Raw genomic sequence first — 17111 nt, 5'->3', positions numbered from 1 at the left:
TTTATTGCGTACCCGGGATCGTTAGATCAACAGTATACAAATAATGACTTGACACTTAGAAGGGCATCCAAGGCAGTCAATACAGCAGTAAAAAGTTCCGCCGCTTACTCTGGCAAAACAAGATTATCCAAAGCCTGAGTCGCAGAGGCTGCTGCTATGATAATTCCCCGATGGAACGGATATTCCGGCGTTTGAAAAGTGAATGGATCCCACCAGAAGGCTATCAGGATATTCATGAAGCGATAAGAGATATCCCCCAATATCTGGGCGGGTACTATAACTACACCCGACCCCATAGTTTCAACGGGGGAAATACCCCCGTTGAATACGAAAAGCAATGGGAACAGGCTAGAAAGGTGTCCGGAAGTTCTTGACTACTACACAATGTGACGGCCGCCTATGGGGTGAACGGCGTCACGCCTGACCACTGGCAGGCCTTTGAGCAATACGGGATTAAGCAAATCCTGATTGCCTTCGACAATGACAGTGCAGGCAATGACGTGGCGGTAAAACTGGCGACCGCGCTGGTTGCCAAAGGCATCACCCCGCTGCGTGTGGTGTTCCCGTCGGGGAAGGATGCGAACGGGTATCTGTGCCAGATGGCCGAGCCGGAAACGGCCTTCTCGTTGTTGATTGAGGGCGCGCTGCTGATGCAGGACGCCGCGGACATGGTGGCGGTTGAGCACCAAAAAGTGGAGCCCGCCACAGCGCCAGAACCCGCGGCTTCCTTAGCCGCTGAACCCGCGTACAGCGTGGCACCCTGTGGTCGCCTGACCCGCCCCCACACGGCTTCAGTGCGTGGCAGGGCTTTGGCCTCAGCGCCCTGACTGACCTGCCAGCTGGCGGAGACCGGTCCACTGGTTACCATTTCTATTTATGAATATCAATATCCAAAAGTTTACAGTAAATATTGGTAGCGGATAGATGATAAGGATTTAATTTCTAGTGTTAGTCATAGTAAGCCAAATTATATATCTGTAATTATTAGATAGTTGAGTAATATAATGACACTATCAAGATAATTAGGTTATTTTAACAGTGTTAGATTACGAGCGGTCTGATAGGTTATATAAACTAGAATGGATTAAGTGAGTAAAAATATATATCAAATGTGAAAAATAAATTAAAAATACTTTTATGTCTGACTATCATCATGTTTTTAATATACAAAAATAGAGACTTCAATATCGTTGATGTTTTATTCTATTATGTTGATAATTATTGCCATAAAGACCAAGACTGTTTGGTGGATATGAGTGCAGTAATTCCGTTTAAATGGGATCCCATGTATGTATTTGATATGGATATATATACTGGTGATATTAAGAATATTGTGGGGATTTTCCATGAATGGGACTGGTCAGGGAATAAATTATATCGATAAAGGTAATAAAAATTTTTACACTGATGAATACTACCCACATTTTGGGTTCTTTGCAGACTATCAGCACTTATTACAATACTTTTCTTGTCCAGAAAATGGAGCAAAAGACAAATGTCGATTTAATTATTATTTTGTTCCCAATGATAATTCAAATGTCCTGATGAACGTGGAAGGTGCTCAAGAATTCGTTCTAAAAAGTACTACCGATTTTCCCCCGCAAACGAACAGCAAATGAAGGATAAGCGTTTTATTCCTCAAAAGTAGCTACGCTGGAAGTCAAAACATATTAATAACTACACTGGCATGTATAAATTACCAGTGTTTTTCTTAAAAATCCCACATACTTAATCCCTCGAAAACTATCATTAAATCACGTTAGTAATCATTTTCCTCATTTATTATTTGTTAACCATATTTTTCTATTTGAAATCAAAAAAATCGCTAGTACAATTACTATACTTTTTCGCTGTCTAGAGTATTCTTGCGTACCGCTCTTGATACTGAAGAACAGAAACAGATGTCAATTTCTTTATCTTGTAAACCGCACTTAAGATATCAAATAGTAATTAAAAACAATTGATTATAAGTGATGTGGGTTCATCTCCACAATTCAAGATATACCTTCATGACATATTGTAAACTCCAAAAATATTAAGCTGCTGTTGAAAGGCTGAGGAGGGCTTTTTCTGACTGAGTTTATCAATATCAATGACATGAGGGCTCTGTGATAAGGCTGAGATTGCAAGATTAATAGTAACTAGTTGATTTTAAAGGTTAAAATTCCAAAGCCGTTTTCTCATATCAGATTTGATTATGAAGGGGGGGAATGATGTTTTTCCATGTTGTCAACAGAAATAATATTATCATATTTGCGTTAATGTTGGGGATTGCCATTTTATTTTTATCTTTTAATAGCAGTCGATTGGGAATTATTGATTACGCCGACAAGCATTGTCAGAAGAACACTGCCTGTTTGGTTGATATGACTAAAATTATCCCTTTTGACTGGGACAAAATGTATATCATCGATAAAGGAATGGGACGTGAGGATATTGAGGATATTATCGGTGCGTCATTTAATGAAAAAGCCAGTCTTTTTTATAAGATTATCTTTGTTAGGAATAAAAAAGTAATTTATTCGGATGAGTATTATCCTTCGGATGAGTCGTATGTGAAAAAATTTCTCAAACCTAATTTTCATTATCCTTATGAAAGAGAAGGGAATTATTTTAGCCACTATGCTATTTCCAAAAATAATTCCATTCTTTCAGTAGAAATTAAACATGAGCCATTCATGAGTGATAAGGTTTACTACAAGATTTCCCCTTCTAATGCACAGCAGGTTAGGGGGAAAAATTTGTAAACTTCTCCCGCTCTTCCAAAAAAATGAGCTGAGTTGGTTCGGAATTTAGTGCAGGTTGGCTATTTCTGCTTGGCCTGCACTTTTTTGCCTGTGTCCATTGTGTTGCTTTTAGCAGGCTTGCGAGGCCGCTTTTTGCCATCTGCTTGCTTCAATGACGGAGAGTTGTCAGCTAAGTTATTTTTCACAATTTTTGGTTTATTGTTTTTATCTTGTACGCGTTTTTCCAGAGCACATGTGGCTTTTATGTTTTTCAAGGTTCGAGTTAATCCTGTTATTAGGCGCTCATTTTTATCTGTTTGGGCATATTCGAGCTGTTTCTTCAGTGTTTTTCTTTTTATCTCACATCCTGATTTATCTTGGCTTGCATAGGCAACACTCATACTGAAAACGATCAATGTAGATAAGATCAAGGTTTTCGACATCATGAATTATTCCTGGGATTATTAAGAACACTTATCTAAAATTTTATACTCCGATCTCGATTCGATCCTAAAAATTCAACTGAGTTAACACCGTAAAGGGAGCTGGAGGAGGCTTTTATCTTTTTTGTTGAGAATGAGGCTATAATGCCCCTTTAGTTGTCTGGTAGGGCATCAGGCAAGTTATCAATATTCCGCTCTCGGGGTTAAATCGAATGTTAAGTTATCGTCACAGCTTCCATGCCGGCAATCATGCTGATGTGCTGAAGCACACGGTGCAAAGCCTGATCATTGAGTCACTTAAAGAAAAAGAAAAATCTTTCCTGTATCTAGATTCCCACTCTGGCGCAGGCCGTTATCAATTGAGCGGGGAACATGCCGAGCGTACGGGAGAATATCTGGAAGGTATTGCCCGCATTTGGCAGCGTGATGATATTCCTGAGGAATTGACGGCGTACATGGATGCCGTGAAGGCGCTAAACCCAAATGGTTCTCTGCGCTATTATCCGGGTTCTCCGCTGATTGCTCGTCATTTATTGCGCGAATACGATGAGCTTAATCTGAGTGAGTTGCATTCCAGTGATTTTCCTTTGTTACGCATGGAATTTTCCCGTGATCAACGCGCACGTGTCCTGCGGGAAGATGGTTATCAGCAGTTGAAATCAAAACTGCCGCCAAGAAGCCGCCGTGGATTTGTGCTGATCGACCCATCTTATGAATTGAAATCGGATTATCGGAGTGTCGTTCAGGGTGTTCAGGAAGGGTATAAGCGCTTTTCGACCGGCACTTATGCGCTGTGGTATCCCGTTGTGTTGCGCCAGCAGATTAAACGCTTGGTGAGGGAATTGGAAGCGACAGGCATCCGCAAGATTTTACAGATTGAACTTGGCATGCGTCCTGACAGTGATCAACGTGGTATGACGGCATCAGGCATGATCGTCATTAATCCACCGTGGAAATTGGAGCAGCAGATGAAGGCGGTATTGCCGTGGCTGCATCAGGTATTGGTTCCTGAAGGTACAGGACATGCTTCAGTGGAATGGATTGTACCTGAATAAGGTGAGGGTTTAGCGTGGCGTTATCATTCAATAGCTGTGGCCTATGGCAATAAGAGCCAGAATCGTCCACAGTCAGCGATAACTTTTTGTAATAATAGACGTCAGGTTGAACTTTAGCAGTAAGTTAATTGATTAGACGGAAGTGACCTAAGATGAGTAAACATTACGATTATATTGCAATTGGCGGTGGCAGTGGCGGCATTGCTTCCATTAACCGTGCAGCCATGTATGGGCAGAAGTGTGCCCTGATTGAAGCAAAAGCATTAGGCGGAACATGTGTTAATGTGGGCTGTGTACCGAAGAAAGTGATGTGGCATGCTGCTCAAATTGCGGAATCTATTCATCAATATGGTCCCGAATATGGCTTTGATACCACAGTCAGTCGTTTTGACTGGAAAAAGCTGATTGCTAGCCGTACTGCCTATATTGACCGCATCCATCATTCTTATGAGCGCGTATTGGGTAACAATAAGGTGGATGTCATCCAAGGATTTGCCCGTTTTGTTGATGCGCGCACTGTTGAAGTTAATGGCGAAAAAATTACGGCTGACCATATTCTTATTGCAACAGGCGGTCGTCCTGTGCGTCCAGAGATTCCCGGTGCAGAATATGGCATTGATTCAGATGGTTTCTTTGAACTGGATGAAATGCCGAAGCGTGTTGCTGTGGTGGGAGCTGGCTATATTGCGGTTGAAATAGCGGGCGTGTTGAATGCACTGGGGAGTGAAACTCATCTGTTTGTCCGTAAACATGCGCCGCTGCGCTCTTTCGATCCTATGATTGTGGAGACATTGCTGGAAGTCATCAAAAGTGAAGGGCCGACATTGCATACGGAAGCGATATTAAAGTCCGTGATTAAAAATAGTGATGGCAGCCTGACCGTTCAATTGCAGGATGGCAGGGAGCAGACGGTTGATACGCTGGTCTGGGCAATTGGGCGTGAACCGATGACGGATAATCTGAATCTGGTTGCAACGGGTGTTGAGCTGAGTGAGAAAGGTTATATCCAAGTCGATAAATATCAGAATACCAATGTTAATGGTATTTATGCGGTTGGTGATAACACGGGTGCGGTGGAATTGACACCAGTAGCGGTTGCAGCGGGACGCCGTTTATCAGAGCGTCTGTTTAATAACAAACCTGAAGAACATTTGGATTACACCAATGTACCAACGGTGGTATTCAGCCATCCACCCATTGGTATAATAGGCTTGACAGAACCACAGGCAAAGGCGAAATATGGCGAAGATCAGGTTAAGATTTATACTTCGTCATTTACCGCAATGTATACTGCTGTGACGCAACATCGTCAGCCATGCCGCATGAAGCTGGTTTGTGTGGGAGCAAATGAAAAAATTGTCGGCATCCACGGTATCGGTTTTGGTATGGATGAGATGCTGCAAGGTTTTGCGGTTGCGTTGAAGATGGGAGCAACGAAAAAGGATTTTGATAATACGGTTGCGATCCATCCGACTGCGGCGGAAGAGTTTGTTACTATGAGATAACTCTTTATTATGTAGCGATATGGTGGATATCACTACAATTTTGTGTACTAAAATGATTGAGCCTGCCTGAACTTTTTAGAGTTTGAGCAGGCTTTTTTAATGTTTGATAGCATATTTATAATATGGATATACAGGGATGCAGCATTTACCACTTGCCGCTATTTGCGGCAGTGCTTTTCTTTAGTTTATACCCGCATAGCGCAGAAGTGCTGTCACGATCGCCGCAACTAGAATCATGACAATCAGCGGCATTTTTCGCCAAGCAAGAAACACCGCGACGGCAACACCCAGTACACGCGCCATACCAGCAAAATGGCCACTTTCGTAGAAGGTGGCAGCGAGCGCTACAGCGAACAATAACGTGGTGGCAGCATCCTTAAGCAGTGCCTGAGAGTGTTCTGATAATGCCAGTCTATTGCCCAGTTTTGCTCCACCAAGACGCATCAAATAAGTGCCAATCGACAACACCGCAATGCCGATAATAATCAGGGTATAGCTTGCCATTATTTTTTCCTCGCCAGTAAGCCCAACAGTGACATCAATACTGGTAACCCCACTGGCGTGAAAGGCACGGCTGCAAGCGAAAGCGCCGCCCCGCTGGAAGCGCGAATCAGTGTGGTTCTGTTCTTGAATGATGGGATAACCAATGCCAGCAAAATTGCCGGGAAGACTGCATCCAGACCAATGGCTTCCGGTATAGGAAGGAATTTACCGACCACGCAGCCAATGACTACGCCGAGCGGCCAGAATACGGCAACGCCGATACCGCATAGCCAGTAGGCGGCTTTGCGCTGTTCAGGAGTCGGTTGTGACATACCGAAAACCACACTTTCATCATTCATAATGTGGCATCCCAGAAACCCCAACATGTGTTTTCCGACCAACTCGCGTACAGCCACTCCGAAAGGAAAATGACGGGCATTCACCAACAAGCCTGCCACAGCTGCTGCAAGTGGATGACCGCCGCTGGCAACAATACCAATAAACATAAATTCTGACGCTCCCGCCAGCACTAACGTGGACAAGGCGAGTGGAACCCATAAAGGAAAGCCATAAGCCATGGCCAGTGAACCATAGGAAACGCCAACCACGCCGACAGCCAGACAGACCAGAAATATCGCTTTTTTAATATCGCCTTTCAGACAGGAGAAATAGTGAGTAAACATACAATGTTATCCATACCGAACGATTTTTCATTATAATGAACAGATTTGAAGATCATATCAAGTCGAACGTTTTGTTCTTTTTAATGAACACTGGAGTAATGGCATGACACAGCCAATCAGCGTAATTGCGAAGAGTTTAGTCCGTGAACGTGCCCGCATAGGTCTTTCACTGGCGGAAGTTGCCCGGCGTGCGGGTATTGCAAAATCCACATTGTCACAATTAGAAGCCGGTAACGGGAACCCTAGCATAGAAACGCTCTGGGCATTGTGTGTGGCGCTGAATATCCCTTTTGCCCGTCTGCTGGAACCGCAGAGCAACAAAACACAGGTGGTTCGACGTGGCGAGGGCACCAAAGTGGTGTCAGAACAGGCTGATTATCAGGCGATTTTACTGGCCACTTGTCCGCCGGGTGCACGTCGTGATATCTACCTGTTGATGACGCAACCGGGAGCAGATCACGTTTCCCATCCACATCCCCCTGGTTCGGTAGAGCATATCATCGTCACCCGTGGGCGGGCGCTGGTAGGGCTAACGGAAGCGCCAGAAGAGTTAAGCGAAGGCGATTACATCTGTTATCCGGCAGATCTAGAGCATGTCTTCAAAGCGCTGGAGCCAGATACTCAGGCGATTCTGGTATCTGAGCAGAATTAACATTATTCCGCCATTGCGGCGATAATCTGTAACGTTATTTTTCTGCTCTATATTGTGATATCTGCCATTGCTATATTACTGATTAATTTAGTGCAATCGCATATAAAAGAAAAAGATTTCAGTCGTAAAACGATGATTGATGCGTTTGTTTCTCATAGCCGCAATGGTCATTTAGATGATGCTATATTAGCAAGGAAACAAAAGAATAAAATTGTATGGCAAATGCAGTCGTTGATGGCATTTTCAAGGTTACTGCATAATGTTATCCCGTTGCTGGTGTTAAGTGTTGTTATGTTTTGTCATTATCTGGAATGGCTGAATTTGCAGGTTAGCCAATTGGCTGCTTTGGTTATTATCAGTACGGTATTGTTGGTGTGTTATAGTGCCAGCAAATTTTATTTTGATAAATATATTGTTGCAAATGCTGGGTTGATGTCGATATTGCTCTTGATTTTTTGATGTTGCTCTGCCTTTTTGTTGCTTCTGATGAAGAATTCTATCAAATGATGTCTATTGCTGTTGAAAATGATATTCGTCATGCAGGATCAGGACGCAATGAATTAAATTGGCCTCTAATTGCTAAAGAGGCCATTCAAAACTTACAGCCCCGGTGCTTTCCACAATGATGTCGTCAGCCCATCATCCACCAGATGCAGTTGGCCTTCATACACTGTCTGCCAATCTTTTTTCGCTTTCAGGTAAACCTCTCGGAGGTTTAAATCCGGCTGGTATTCTTGCTCCCAACGCACTAATTTTTCCCCTGTCGCGGGCAGTGAGTCATATAATCCAACGCCAACACCTGCTGCAATTGCACAGCCCAATGCCGTAGCTTCCTTAACCACCGGCACTCGTACCGGCAGTCCGGTAACGTCAGACAGAATCTGGCTCCAGAGTTTACCTTTCGAGCCACCGCCTGCGAAGACCAGTGAGTCAGGTTGAACACCAGAGAATGCTGCGACCATATCGAGGTTACACGCCGAGACGATAGCCGCGTTCTCTTCCAGCGCTCTAAATAGCGTCGCCTTGTTGCATTTTTCCGGATCAATCGAGAGGTTGAGGAAGGAGGGGGCGGCGTGATACCACGATTTAAACCGCATCACATCGGAGAAAATCGGCATTACGCCATGCGCACCCGCAGGAACGCGCGCCGCCATACCTTCCAGCAGGCTGTAGGCATCGACGCCCAATCGTTCTGCCAACAGTTTTTCTTCTGCACAGAAAGCATCGCGGAACCAACGCATGGTGAGGCCGGTAAAAAAGCTGATGGACTCAGCCTGTGCCATGCCGGGGATAACATGCGGGTTGATGCGGATGTTCATGTTCGGGTCGGTGATGGGCTTTGGCAGGTTGACGACTTGTTGCCAGAATGTCCCGCCAAGTACTGCGGTTTGGGCAGGTTTGACGACACCAATACCGAGGCAGCCGAGTTGAACGTCGCCACCGCCCATAATCACCGGCGTTCCGCTGTTCAAGCCGCACTCTGCCGCCGCTTTTTCCGTGATATAGCCGAGCAAGGTTCCCGTTTCTTTGACGGGAGAGAGGATATCGGAACGCAGTCCGGCCATTTCCAACAGGTTTGGACGCCAATTACGGCTGACTAAATCCAGCATCCCCGTTGTCCCTGCGTTGGAGGGATCTACCGCCAGTTCGCCACTCAGCATATAAGCCAGCCAATCGCTGATCATCGTCAGGGTGTTGGCTTGCCGATAGATATCAGAACGGTGATGTGCCAGCCAAAGCAGACGGGGCATGGCGCCCAGTGCCAGCGTTTGGCCGGAGTAGCGGTAAACATCATACTCAAAGGTATGGTTGTAAAGCTCTTTAAGTTCGATGACTTCATGGCTGGAGCGGGCATCCACGTTGGCACACGCCCAGATGGGATCGCCGTTGCGATTATACAGGACGATGCCTTCCCGCATTGAGCAGGCGGCAACGCCCTGAATCGCATTGGCGGGCAGATCCGCCTTTTGCAGTGCCTGCCTGATACATTGGCAGGTCAGTTGCCAGTTGTTTTTCAGGTCAAATTCCATCGAACCGACAACATTCGGTACGGGCTGGTGTATCCACTCAGCCTGTCCGACGGAAACCTGATTCCCTTCGAGATCAAATATAACTGCACGGATACTGCCAGTTCCTGCATCAAGCGCCATCAGATACTTCCTTGATGGGTGAGCATGAGCGCGTTGATTCATGATGCTATCCTCGTCTGTCGTTATCTTTTTCTTATTCGATATGGCACAGGGAGTGGATAGAGATTATTCGTCGATCAGGTCAGCATAGCCCTGGCGGTCTGTTCTTCTGTCACCAGTGAATTGATGTAACCCCCTTTCAATGCAGCAACGACGGCATCCGCTTTTTCGATGCCTCCAGCTACACCAATTACGTTCGGGATGGTTTTTATTTCTGGCAAGGAGATACCGATCAATTCTTGATGGATATCGATATCGTTGACCAATTCACCTTCCGCGTTGAAGAAGTAACCAAGAATATCTCCGACGGCACCTTTGCGGCCGAACATCAATTGTTCTCCATCGCTGATATAGCCGGAACGCATAATGGTCGCTTGCTGTTTCTGGTTGATCGCGCCAATTCCTACGATGGCGATATCTGCTGCACAGGCGGCCAAAATGACATCCCGTACACTGCTCTCTTCGCGGAATGTTGCCGCGACTTGTTGAGTAGAGGCTCGCAGTGGGGCAGGAATGATGCTGACAGGGCAGTCCGCATCAAGCTGGCCGATGCCAGTCATGTAAGGGCCCACACCGCCGGACAGCGTCACCAACCGAAGTTGCTGGGATGAGATAAAACCGCTCAGGTGCTGCAAAGTGCACATGGGAGTTTCACCAAATCCAATCGCCAATAGCTGGTGAGGTTCAATCAGCGCCATCAGCAGGTGGGCGGCTCCGACACCGAGACGGGCATTCAGGTTTATGCCGTCAAGGGTGGGTAACACGCGAACCTGTTTGAGATTAAAGCGTTTTTGCAAGGCATCTTCCAATTCCAGACACCCTTCATAGCGTGAGTTGATCTGAACGCGGATCACGCCAGACTGCCGCCCTTTCTCCAATAGGCGGGAGACCTTAAGGCGGCTGAGGCCAAGCAATTCACCGATGTCCCCTTGCGTCAGACCATCGTGATAGTAAAACCAGGCGATACGGGCCATTAGTTCTTCTTCACTCATGCTATTTCCTGGATAGTTGTGACTTGAATAGTCAATTTCCTCGGATAATACGCTTCTCTCTGATACTAATTGTTTCTTGCTTAATTTAATCGACATAACAACTTCTTTATCCACTAAGGAAAGAATAAGCATGAAAACCTCTAATGTGTTAGAGGATTCTCACAAAATTTTGAACATATTTTAATTTAGAACTGATTTTTTCACAAAATGTGATCAAACCATTGAAAAAATCTTAAGTTTTGAATTAGAGTTTTGAACAAATGTTTTTAGAATTAATAAATGTTCATATCTAGCATCGGTGTCAAAACGCAAGCCCAAAATTCCATGAGGTACGTGATGTCACAGAGCAATACCGCTACTAATACCGATAATCCACTTTACCAGCGCCATGACTGTACGCCTCTTTTGGCTGCCCGTGGAATCAGTAAGCAATTTTCTGGTTTGATGGTGTTGAAGCAGATCGATTTTACGCTGATGTCGGGACAGGTTCATGCATTACTGGGTGGAAATGGGGCGGGTAAATCAACTCTGATGAAAATCATTGCCGGTATTGAACAGCCAGATGCCGGAACTTTGGTCGTGGATGGTGCTACTGTTAATCATCTGACACCTGCAAAAGCACATCAATTGGGCATTTATCTGGTACCACAAGAGCCTTTGTTATTTCCCAGTCTTTCTGTTCAGGAAAATATTCTATTTCGCTTACCTAAACATCAAGTCAATACAAGTCGAATGCAGGAATTGCTGACTCAACTCGACTGCCAAATTGACTTGAAGGCGCCAGCGGGCAGTTTAAATGTAGCGGATCAGCAGTTAGTGGAGGTTATGCGCTTTCCTTTTGGCAAATATGCTGAGGCCTTGACATGTTGAAACTTATCCAAAATAACCGAAAGGCCACGGCATTGATCGCTATTTTGGGGCTGTTTGATCTGCTGGGGAGTCTAGATCGTCATGTTTTCAGCTTCCAGACTGTTACGATTATTTTCGGTGATGCTCAACTCCTTATTTTATTGGCGATGGGCGCTACATTGGTGATACTGACCAGCAATATTGATGTTTCAGTTGGTTCAACTACGGGATTGTGTGCTGTGGTGAACCGATAAAGAAATCAATAGCAAAAAACGGGAGGCTATAATGAGTACGGTACAATGCTATGGGCAGTTATGGCTGGGAAATGGTGCTCTTGGTGATGGAAATTTTGCGGTCTGGCGTGGTTAATCCACGGATGCTGGATATTAATGTGCTGTTGTTTAGTACCAGTGATTTTATCTGCATCGTCACTAAAATCGTGATTAGTGGCAATGCCAGAGGGCTTCTGTTTCACAACAACATATGCCTGAAACATAAAAGATGATCCTGAAACATAAATGATATTGAAATAAGAATAGACGGAGATAGGTATGAAGGCACCAACGATGAAAAAGTTGGCTTTGGCTGCTGCATTAAGTCTGGCGTGTGTCTCTTGGGCACAGGCGGCAGAGAAGATTGCGTTTATCCCTAAATTAGTCGGTGCTGGGTTCTTTACCAGCGGCGGCCAAGGTGCGGTGGAAGCTGGCAATACACTGGGCGTTGAAGTCACTTACGATGGCCCAGCAGAGCCAAGCATGGTGGAGCAGGTTCAGCTTATCAATAAATTTGTTAATCAAGGTTATAACGCGATTGTGGTGTCGGCGGTGTCAACCAATGGCTTGTGCCCTGCCTTGAAACGCGCCATGAAGCGGGGGGTCAAGGTACTGACGTGGGATTCAGATACATCACCAGAATGCCGCTCCATTTATATCGATCAGGGAACGCCAAAACAGTTGGGTGGAATTCTGGTCGATATGGCCGCTAATCAGGTGAAAAAAGAAAACGCAAAAGTGGCGTTTTTTTATTCCAGCCCGACAGTGACGGATCAGAACCAATGGGTGAAAGAGGCCAAGGCCAAAATTGCAGCGGAACATCCGAACTGGGAAATTGTCACCACACGGTTTGGGTATAACGATGCCACGAAATCATTGCAGACTGCGGAAGGTATTTTGAAAGCGTGGGGAGATTTGGATGCGATCATCGCCCCAGATGCCAACGCGTTGCCTGCGGCAGCTCAAGCGGCAGAAAATTTGAAGCGTCAGGATGTCGCGATCGTTGGATTCAGTACCCCGAATGTGATGCGCCCTTACGTTGAAAACGGTACGGTTAAACAGTTCGCTCTGTGGGATGTGGTCAAGCAGGGCAAGATAGCTATTCATATTGCCAATGAGATATTGCAAAAAGGCGATCTGAATGTGGGAGATAAATTGAACATTCCTGATATTGGCAACATTGAGATCTCACCCAACAGTGTACAGGGATACCGTTATGAAGCAAAAGGCAATGGCATCGTTGTCATGCCGGAGCGGGTGATTTTTACCAAAGACAATATCAACCAATACGATTTCTGATTCATAGAGCTGGTATACGGCTTGGCTCTGACACCTTTCTGGAGGGAGAAATGGCAGATTTAGATGATATCAAAGACGGTAAAAATTTTGGCATTGATACACCACAAAAGAATACTTTGTTTGAACTGAAAGGCTGTGGTGCGCTGGATTGGGGCATGCAATCCCGTTTGGCGCGGATTTTTAATCCCACCACCAATAAAACGGTGATGCTGGCATTTGACCACGGTTATTTTCAGGGGCCAACAACGGGTTTGGAGCGTATCGACATCAATATCGCCCCGCTGTTTGAACATACCGACGTGCTGATGTGTACCCGAGGTATCCTGCGCAGTCAGGTTCCTCCTGCAACCAATAAACCCGTGGTGCTGCGTGCATCCGGTGCTAACTCGATTCTGACTGAACTATCCAATGAAGCTGTCGCGGTGGCGATGGAAGATGCGCTTCGGCTCAATGTCTGTGCGGTAGCGGCGCAGGTTTATATCGGTTCGGAACATGAACATCAATCCATCAAGAACATTATCAAGCTGGTGGATCAGGGAACGCGTTATGGTATGCCAACGATGGCAGTGACGGGCGTCGGTAAAGATATGGTGCGTGATCAACGTTACTTCTCGCTGGCGACTCGCATTGCAGCGGAAATTGGGGCGAACATAATCAAAACCTATTATGTCGATACTGGTTTTGAGCGGATCGCAGCGGGTTGCCCAGTGCCGATTGTGATTGCAGGCGGTAAGAAATTGCCGGAGTTGGATGCGCTTGAAATGTGCTATCAGGCGATTGATCAGGGAGCATCCGGTGTGGATATGGGACGCAATATCTTTCAATCCGAAGCGCCCGTTGCGATGCTGAAAGCGGTGCAGGCAGTGGTACATCACAATGAGAAGCCCGCTCAGGCTTATGAACTGTTCTTGAGTGAGAAAGCCAGGGGGGAATAATATGCACGTCACATTAGTTGAGATTAATGTCAAAGCCGACAAAATCGACGAATTTATCGAGGTATTTAGGGATAATCACCTCGGTTCCGTGAAAGAACCGGGCAATTTGCGATTCGATGTGCTGCGCGATGAAAATATCCCGACTCGCTTCTATATTTATGAAGCCTATACCGACGAAACGGCAGTTGCGGCGCATAAGAAAACGCCTCATTACCTGCTCTGTGTCGAAAAACTGGAAGCGTTGATGGCTGAACCACGGAAAAAGACCACGTTTATTGGTTTGATGCCAGAAGGGAAGTAAGGCAAGAGCATATTACGGTAAGAAATAGAAAAAATTACTCTTATTCTTTTATCGTGTAAGTATAAATTCTCTAAGTATTCAACAGCCTGCAATATAATATGTGGGCTGTCTTCCAAAAATCGTCGGTGATTAATTGTATTTATTGGTCGGTATCTTCTGGAAACAGCTTCTGTCCGCTTTACTTGTCACTACTGACGATTTTATTGCTGAAAATAGATTTGAATCATCTGGATTTCATCCTGATTCACAGAAGTAAGGTCGTAGACTAAAAGCGGAAATAACGCCCTGACGGTAACGTTAAGGGCGTTTGGTTTTTTGACAAAATCCTTTTGAATAATTCCTGCTTCCATTTATAAGGCTGGAAGATCAATTTTTAAGTGGTTTGTTGTTTTACTTCGTCAATAGCAGTAGCAATTGCCCTCAAGCTACGCTGAATATCGTCTTCCGTAGTAGCCCAAGAGCTGACACTGAGTCGGATACCGTTGTTTATTTTCCATACCATTCATGGATGCTCATCTCAGCTTCTTTACTGGAATCTGGTAAGCATGACTCTTATCATGAGAGCCAATAAACCATATTGAAAATCCTTTAAAATAGGATTTTATTTCCAATACTTCTCTATAAGCACGCCATCCGTTAATTTGAATGTCTGTTGAGAACATGGTTGAAACATCTGGGTTCCAAGGATGTTCCAGGCCAAATTCACGTGCCGGAATATTAAAATCGCCAAAATATATCGGTTTTCCCGTCAATTGATGTAATTGTTCGATTTGCTGAATGATATTCTGTTCGCGTTTATAACGGTGGTTGAGAATAAACTTTGTTTCGCCAACACCACCTTGTTGAATAAACGGGAAAGGCTCAACGATAACTTGGATATCATGACGTAATAATTCCTCAATTAAAATAATGGCTTTTTTCTTTTGTGGCTGATTAACTGCCATCGTAGAGGAAGTAACAGTCGGAATATCTATTCGAATAGGAACATTCACGGTATTTAAATTAAAGTGTCTTACATCAGCGACGATTTTTTCTATATTTTCAACATCCCATACGGTTATGTTGCCAGATTTTACTTTTCCTGTTTTTACGGTACTTATTTTCACAGTACTTGTTTTCGCGGTATTCATCATAATAAATCCTCTCGGGATTTTTGTGAGTATAACCATTCAGTAATAAATGCGGTCACCTGTTCCGGTTTATTGATATCGAGCTGTGGAAGTGGTGCGGCCAGCGGGATATTACTGGCAATCGCGATCACATGGGGATCAAGGATTTCATCAACGGTGTGGTACAGGTCATCTCGATAAAGTGCGATTTTTGGGATCGACTCTTGTTTGAAACCTTCGACCAGAATCAGATCCAAAGAATTTGCATCGAATCGGCTGGCAAGGTAGTGCAGATCCAGCGCTGGCAAATCTGGCGTTTCTGTCATCAAGGCCCAGCGCTGCTGGCTGGCAACCAATGTCTGGACTGCTCCTGCTTTGCGCAGCTCATAGCTGTCTTTGCCCGGTTTATCGACATCCATATTGTGATGAGTATGCTTAATCAACCCAACGCGGATATGTTGTTGGCGCAATAATGGAATAACCTGTTTTAATAGCGTCGTTTTCCCGGTTCCACTATAAGCGGTGATGCCCAGTATGGGCAGTGTTGTGTCGTCGAAGTTGTGACTCATGCTGGTTCCTGAAGGAGTCCCCAGTGTTGGTATTCCCAGTTATGGCATTCTTCTGGTGTATTTAGGTTGGTGAAAGCATGAGCGTCAGGAAAATAGACGGCTTTTGCCTTAATCATCTGCATAAAGAACATGAGTTTTCTATCCCCCAGTGCGAGGTAGCTTTCCAAGCGAGGGATCAGGCTGCGATGCATTAATGCTAAAGTGGGGTGGGCACGTTCGCAGTCGTGGGCATAAGCGGCCCAGGCGTGTTGTTTGTAGAGCCACAGTTTTGCGACGAGATCTTCGGGAAAATCCGGTACATCACAGGGAACAAATACCACCCATTCATGGATGGCTTTCTTCAAAACCGCCAACATACCGGCCAGTGGCCCTGAAAAATCGGTAATGATATCCGGTATGATGGGATAACCACTCTGCTGATAAATTCCCAGATTGCGATTGGCATTAATCAATAGCTCATGAACCTGTGGCTGCAATTTTGTGACAATGTGTTGGTATAATGATGAGCCATCGAATTGCAGTAATCCTTTGTCATTTCCCCCCATGCGGGTGGATAGTCCTCCAGCCAGAATTGCGCCACTGATTTTTGGATGCGTCATGTTAAATCACCTGATATTGGGCAATGAAATGTTTGGGTATATAACCATTGTGAATCAATATCTAACGATGCTGCTTTGAGGTGGGAGTATAACTTTACGCTGATTGACAGACCAATTCTTTCTCAGAGCTATTAACCCTGCTAATTTGTATAGTTATTTATAAGGAACTAAAAATGAAGTATCACCGTCTCAATGAAGTTATCGCACTTTTACACCCAGTGTGGAAGAATGAGCCGGATCTCAATCTGATAGAACTTTTGCAAAAACTGGCTGGTGAAGCGGGTTTCAAAGGGCAGTTGTCTGAATTAACAGATGATGTTCTGATATATCACCTGAAAATGCTTGGTACGGATGGCCAGGCAGAAATCCCTGGATTGAAAAAAGATTATGAAGAAGATTTTAAGACTGCGTTGTTGCGTGCCCGGGGCATTATTAAAGATTGATGAAGAG

Annotated in this window: 21 protein-coding genes and 3 pseudogenes; 15 read left to right on the top strand and 9 right to left on the bottom strand. The window is 45.0% G+C overall.

Going from position 1 to position 17111, the window contains the following annotated elements; translation table 11 throughout:
* Positions 1-65 precede the first annotated feature (65 nt).
* The 4 genes from H8A87_RS16230 (at position 66) to H8A87_RS16215 (ending at position 2747) form a co-directional block, all read left to right on the top strand.
* Positions 66-374, top strand: coding sequence for an integrase core domain-containing protein (locus tag H8A87_RS16230; RefSeq protein ID WP_198690977.1), 309 nt, complete (start codon positions 66-68; stop codon positions 372-374).
* Positions 375-404: 30 nt separating this feature from the next.
* Positions 405-827, top strand: a complete 423-nt coding sequence (locus H8A87_RS20530) for a toprim domain-containing protein (RefSeq protein WP_408646933.1) — start codon at positions 405-407, stop codon at positions 825-827.
* A gap of 519 nt (positions 828-1346) precedes the next feature.
* The gene (locus tag H8A87_RS16220; protein WP_198690972.1) at positions 1347-1619 is read left to right on the top strand and encodes a hypothetical protein; all 273 of its coding nucleotides are present in this window, start codon (positions 1347-1349) and stop codon (positions 1617-1619) included.
* 591 nt (positions 1620-2210) lie between these two features.
* A complete protein-coding gene (locus tag H8A87_RS16215; RefSeq protein ID WP_232370315.1) occupies positions 2211-2747 on the top strand; it encodes a hypothetical protein in 537 nt (178 codons plus the stop codon).
* A 59-nt stretch (positions 2748-2806) separates the two neighbouring features.
* On the opposite strand, the gene H8A87_RS16210 is transcribed toward H8A87_RS16215, so the two are convergent.
* Positions 2807-3172: a DUF1090 family protein gene (locus H8A87_RS16210; RefSeq protein WP_198690971.1), complete on the bottom strand. Its 366-nt coding sequence runs from the start codon at positions 3170-3172 to the stop codon at positions 2807-2809.
* 209 nt (positions 3173-3381) lie between these two features.
* Between H8A87_RS16210 and H8A87_RS16205 the strand changes: the two genes are divergently transcribed.
* Both H8A87_RS16205 and gorA read left to right on the top strand, forming a co-directional pair.
* The gene (locus H8A87_RS16205) at positions 3382-4224 is read left to right on the top strand and encodes a 23S rRNA (adenine(2030)-N(6))-methyltransferase RlmJ (protein WP_198690970.1); all 843 of its coding nucleotides are present in this window, start codon (positions 3382-3384) and stop codon (positions 4222-4224) included.
* Positions 4225-4376: 152 nt separating this feature from the next.
* Positions 4377-5729: a glutathione-disulfide reductase gene (gorA, locus tag H8A87_RS16200; protein ID WP_198690969.1), complete on the top strand. Its 1353-nt coding sequence runs from the start codon at positions 4377-4379 to the stop codon at positions 5727-5729.
* Positions 5730-5909: 180 nt separating this feature from the next.
* On the opposite strand, the gene H8A87_RS16195 is transcribed toward gorA, so the two are convergent.
* Together H8A87_RS16195 and H8A87_RS16190 are read right to left on the bottom strand one after the other, a co-directional pair.
* A complete protein-coding gene (locus tag H8A87_RS16195; protein WP_198690968.1) occupies positions 5910-6233 on the bottom strand; it encodes an AzlD domain-containing protein in 324 nt (107 codons plus the stop codon).
* Positions 6233-6895, bottom strand: a complete 663-nt coding sequence (locus H8A87_RS16190; protein WP_198690967.1) for an AzlC family ABC transporter permease — start codon at positions 6893-6895, stop codon at positions 6233-6235. Before H8A87_RS16190 ends, H8A87_RS16195 begins: the two co-directional genes overlap by 1 nt.
* Before the next feature lie 103 nt (positions 6896-6998).
* Here H8A87_RS16190 and H8A87_RS16185 point away from each other — a divergent pair, with 103 nt between their 5' ends.
* Entirely contained in the window at positions 6999-7547 is a 549-nt protein-coding gene (locus H8A87_RS16185; protein WP_198690966.1) for a helix-turn-helix domain-containing protein, read from the top strand.
* Between the two features lie 90 nt (positions 7548-7637).
* On the top strand, positions 7638-8006 hold the full coding sequence (locus H8A87_RS16180; RefSeq protein ID WP_198690965.1) for a hypothetical protein: 369 nt from the start codon (positions 7638-7640) through the stop codon (positions 8004-8006).
* 140 nt (positions 8007-8146) lie between these two features.
* On the opposite strand, the gene lsrK is transcribed toward H8A87_RS16180, so the two are convergent.
* Together lsrK and lsrR are read right to left on the bottom strand one after the other, a co-directional pair.
* The gene (gene lsrK, locus H8A87_RS16175) at positions 8147-9739 is read right to left on the bottom strand and encodes an autoinducer-2 kinase (RefSeq protein ID WP_198690964.1); all 1593 of its coding nucleotides are present in this window, start codon (positions 9737-9739) and stop codon (positions 8147-8149) included.
* Positions 9740-9813: 74 nt separating this feature from the next.
* Positions 9814-10824: a transcriptional regulator LsrR gene (gene lsrR, locus H8A87_RS16170; protein WP_198690963.1), complete on the bottom strand. Its 1011-nt coding sequence runs from the start codon at positions 10822-10824 to the stop codon at positions 9814-9816.
* A gap of 240 nt (positions 10825-11064) precedes the next feature.
* Here lsrR and H8A87_RS16165 point away from each other — a divergent pair.
* The 6 genes and pseudogenes from H8A87_RS16165 to lsrG all read left to right on the top strand — a co-directional run.
* A pseudogene (locus tag H8A87_RS16165) lies at positions 11065-11559 on the top strand (ATP-binding cassette domain-containing protein); the annotation flags it as partial.
* Between the two features lie 32 nt (positions 11560-11591).
* Positions 11592-11819: pseudogene (locus H8A87_RS16160) on the top strand (autoinducer 2 ABC transporter permease LsrC); the annotation flags it as partial.
* Positions 11820-11881: 62 nt separating this feature from the next.
* Positions 11882-12028, top strand: a pseudogene (locus H8A87_RS20015) (autoinducer 2 ABC transporter permease LsrD); the annotation flags it as partial.
* Positions 12029-12128: 100 nt separating this feature from the next.
* On the top strand, positions 12129-13148 hold the full coding sequence (lsrB, locus tag H8A87_RS16150) for an autoinducer 2 ABC transporter substrate-binding protein LsrB (protein ID WP_198690960.1): 1020 nt from the start codon (positions 12129-12131) through the stop codon (positions 13146-13148).
* Between the two features lie 50 nt (positions 13149-13198).
* Positions 13199-14083, top strand: a complete 885-nt coding sequence (lsrF, locus tag H8A87_RS16145) for a 3-hydroxy-5-phosphonooxypentane-2,4-dione thiolase (RefSeq protein ID WP_198690959.1) — start codon at positions 13199-13201, stop codon at positions 14081-14083.
* A gap of 1 nt (position 14084) precedes the next feature.
* Complete coding sequence (lsrG, locus tag H8A87_RS16140; RefSeq protein ID WP_198690958.1) at positions 14085-14384, top strand: (4S)-4-hydroxy-5-phosphonooxypentane-2,3-dione isomerase; 300 nt, start codon at positions 14085-14087, stop codon at positions 14382-14384.
* A gap of 373 nt (positions 14385-14757) precedes the next feature.
* On the opposite strand, the gene H8A87_RS20240 is transcribed toward lsrG, so the two are convergent.
* Genes H8A87_RS20240 through mobA form a run of 4 tightly spaced genes read right to left on the bottom strand, consistent with a single transcriptional unit; the run spans position 14758 to position 16661 of the window.
* On the bottom strand, positions 14758-14886 hold the full coding sequence (locus H8A87_RS20240; protein ID WP_269749560.1) for a hypothetical protein: 129 nt from the start codon (positions 14884-14886) through the stop codon (positions 14758-14760).
* 10 nt (positions 14887-14896) lie between these two features.
* Positions 14897-15517: a hypothetical protein gene (locus H8A87_RS16135; protein ID WP_198690957.1), complete on the bottom strand. Its 621-nt coding sequence runs from the start codon at positions 15515-15517 to the stop codon at positions 14897-14899.
* Entirely contained in the window at positions 15514-16062 is a 549-nt protein-coding gene (gene mobB / locus H8A87_RS16130; RefSeq protein WP_198690956.1) for a molybdopterin-guanine dinucleotide biosynthesis protein MobB, read from the bottom strand. The genes H8A87_RS16135 and mobB overlap by 4 nt, the downstream gene beginning before the upstream one ends.
* Positions 16059-16661 carry a molybdenum cofactor guanylyltransferase MobA gene (gene mobA / locus H8A87_RS16125; protein ID WP_198690955.1) on the bottom strand — a complete coding sequence of 201 codons (603 nt, stop codon included), beginning with the start codon at positions 16659-16661 and terminating at the stop codon, positions 16059-16061. The genes mobB and mobA overlap by 4 nt, the downstream gene beginning before the upstream one ends.
* Before the next feature lie 173 nt (positions 16662-16834).
* On the opposite strand from mobA, the gene H8A87_RS16120 reads away from it, so the two are divergent.
* Complete coding sequence (locus tag H8A87_RS16120; RefSeq protein WP_198690954.1) at positions 16835-17104, top strand: YihD family protein; 270 nt, start codon at positions 16835-16837, stop codon at positions 17102-17104.
* Positions 17105-17111 lie beyond the last annotated feature (7 nt).

Origin of the sequence: Xenorhabdus lircayensis (genome assembly GCF_016306625.1) — a bacterium.
Lineage (GTDB): Bacteria > Pseudomonadota > Gammaproteobacteria > Enterobacterales > Enterobacteriaceae > Xenorhabdus > Xenorhabdus lircayensis.
The sequence above is the reverse complement of the archived record's forward strand: the minus strand, read 5'-3'. Positions and strand labels throughout refer to the sequence as shown.

Bases quoted from the DNA above. Each gene is read 5' to 3' on its own strand.
- H8A87_RS16220 (WP_198690972.1), top strand. From the start codon at position 1,347: ATGAATGGGACTGGTCAGGGAATAAATTATATCGATAAAGGTAATAAA.
- H8A87_RS16215 (WP_232370315.1), top strand. From the start codon at position 2,211: ATGATGTTTTTCCATGTTGTCAACAGAAATAATATTATCATATTTGCG.
- H8A87_RS16210 (WP_198690971.1), bottom strand. From the start codon at position 3,172: ATGATGTCGAAAACCTTGATCTTATCTACATTGATCGTTTTCAGTATG.
- H8A87_RS16205 (WP_198690970.1), top strand. From the start codon at position 3,382: ATGTTAAGTTATCGTCACAGCTTCCATGCCGGCAATCATGCTGATGTG.
- gorA (WP_198690969.1), top strand. From the start codon at position 4,377: ATGAGTAAACATTACGATTATATTGCAATTGGCGGTGGCAGTGGCGGC.
- H8A87_RS16195 (WP_198690968.1), bottom strand. From the start codon at position 6,233: ATGGCAAGCTATACCCTGATTATTATCGGCATTGCGGTGTTGTCGATT.
- H8A87_RS16190 (WP_198690967.1), bottom strand. From the start codon at position 6,895: ATGTTTACTCACTATTTCTCCTGTCTGAAAGGCGATATTAAAAAAGCG.
- H8A87_RS16185 (WP_198690966.1), top strand. From the start codon at position 6,999: ATGACACAGCCAATCAGCGTAATTGCGAAGAGTTTAGTCCGTGAACGT.
- lsrK (WP_198690964.1), bottom strand. From the start codon at position 9,739: ATGAATCAACGCGCTCATGCTCACCCATCAAGGAAGTATCTGATGGCG.
- lsrR (WP_198690963.1), bottom strand. From the start codon at position 10,824: ATGTCGATTAAATTAAGCAAGAAACAATTAGTATCAGAGAGAAGCGTA.
- lsrB (WP_198690960.1), top strand. From the start codon at position 12,129: ATGAAGGCACCAACGATGAAAAAGTTGGCTTTGGCTGCTGCATTAAGT.
- lsrF (WP_198690959.1), top strand. From the start codon at position 13,199: ATGGCAGATTTAGATGATATCAAAGACGGTAAAAATTTTGGCATTGAT.
- lsrG (WP_198690958.1), top strand. From the start codon at position 14,085: ATGCACGTCACATTAGTTGAGATTAATGTCAAAGCCGACAAAATCGAC.
- H8A87_RS20240 (WP_269749560.1), bottom strand. From the start codon at position 14,886: ATGGTATGGAAAATAAACAACGGTATCCGACTCAGTGTCAGCTCTTGG.
- H8A87_RS16135 (WP_198690957.1), bottom strand. From the start codon at position 15,517: ATGATGAATACCGCGAAAACAAGTACTGTGAAAATAAGTACCGTAAAA.
- mobB (WP_198690956.1), bottom strand. From the start codon at position 16,062: ATGAGTCACAACTTCGACGACACAACACTGCCCATACTGGGCATCACC.
- mobA (WP_198690955.1), bottom strand. From the start codon at position 16,661: ATGACGCATCCAAAAATCAGTGGCGCAATTCTGGCTGGAGGACTATCC.
- H8A87_RS16120 (WP_198690954.1), top strand. From the start codon at position 16,835: ATGAAGTATCACCGTCTCAATGAAGTTATCGCACTTTTACACCCAGTG.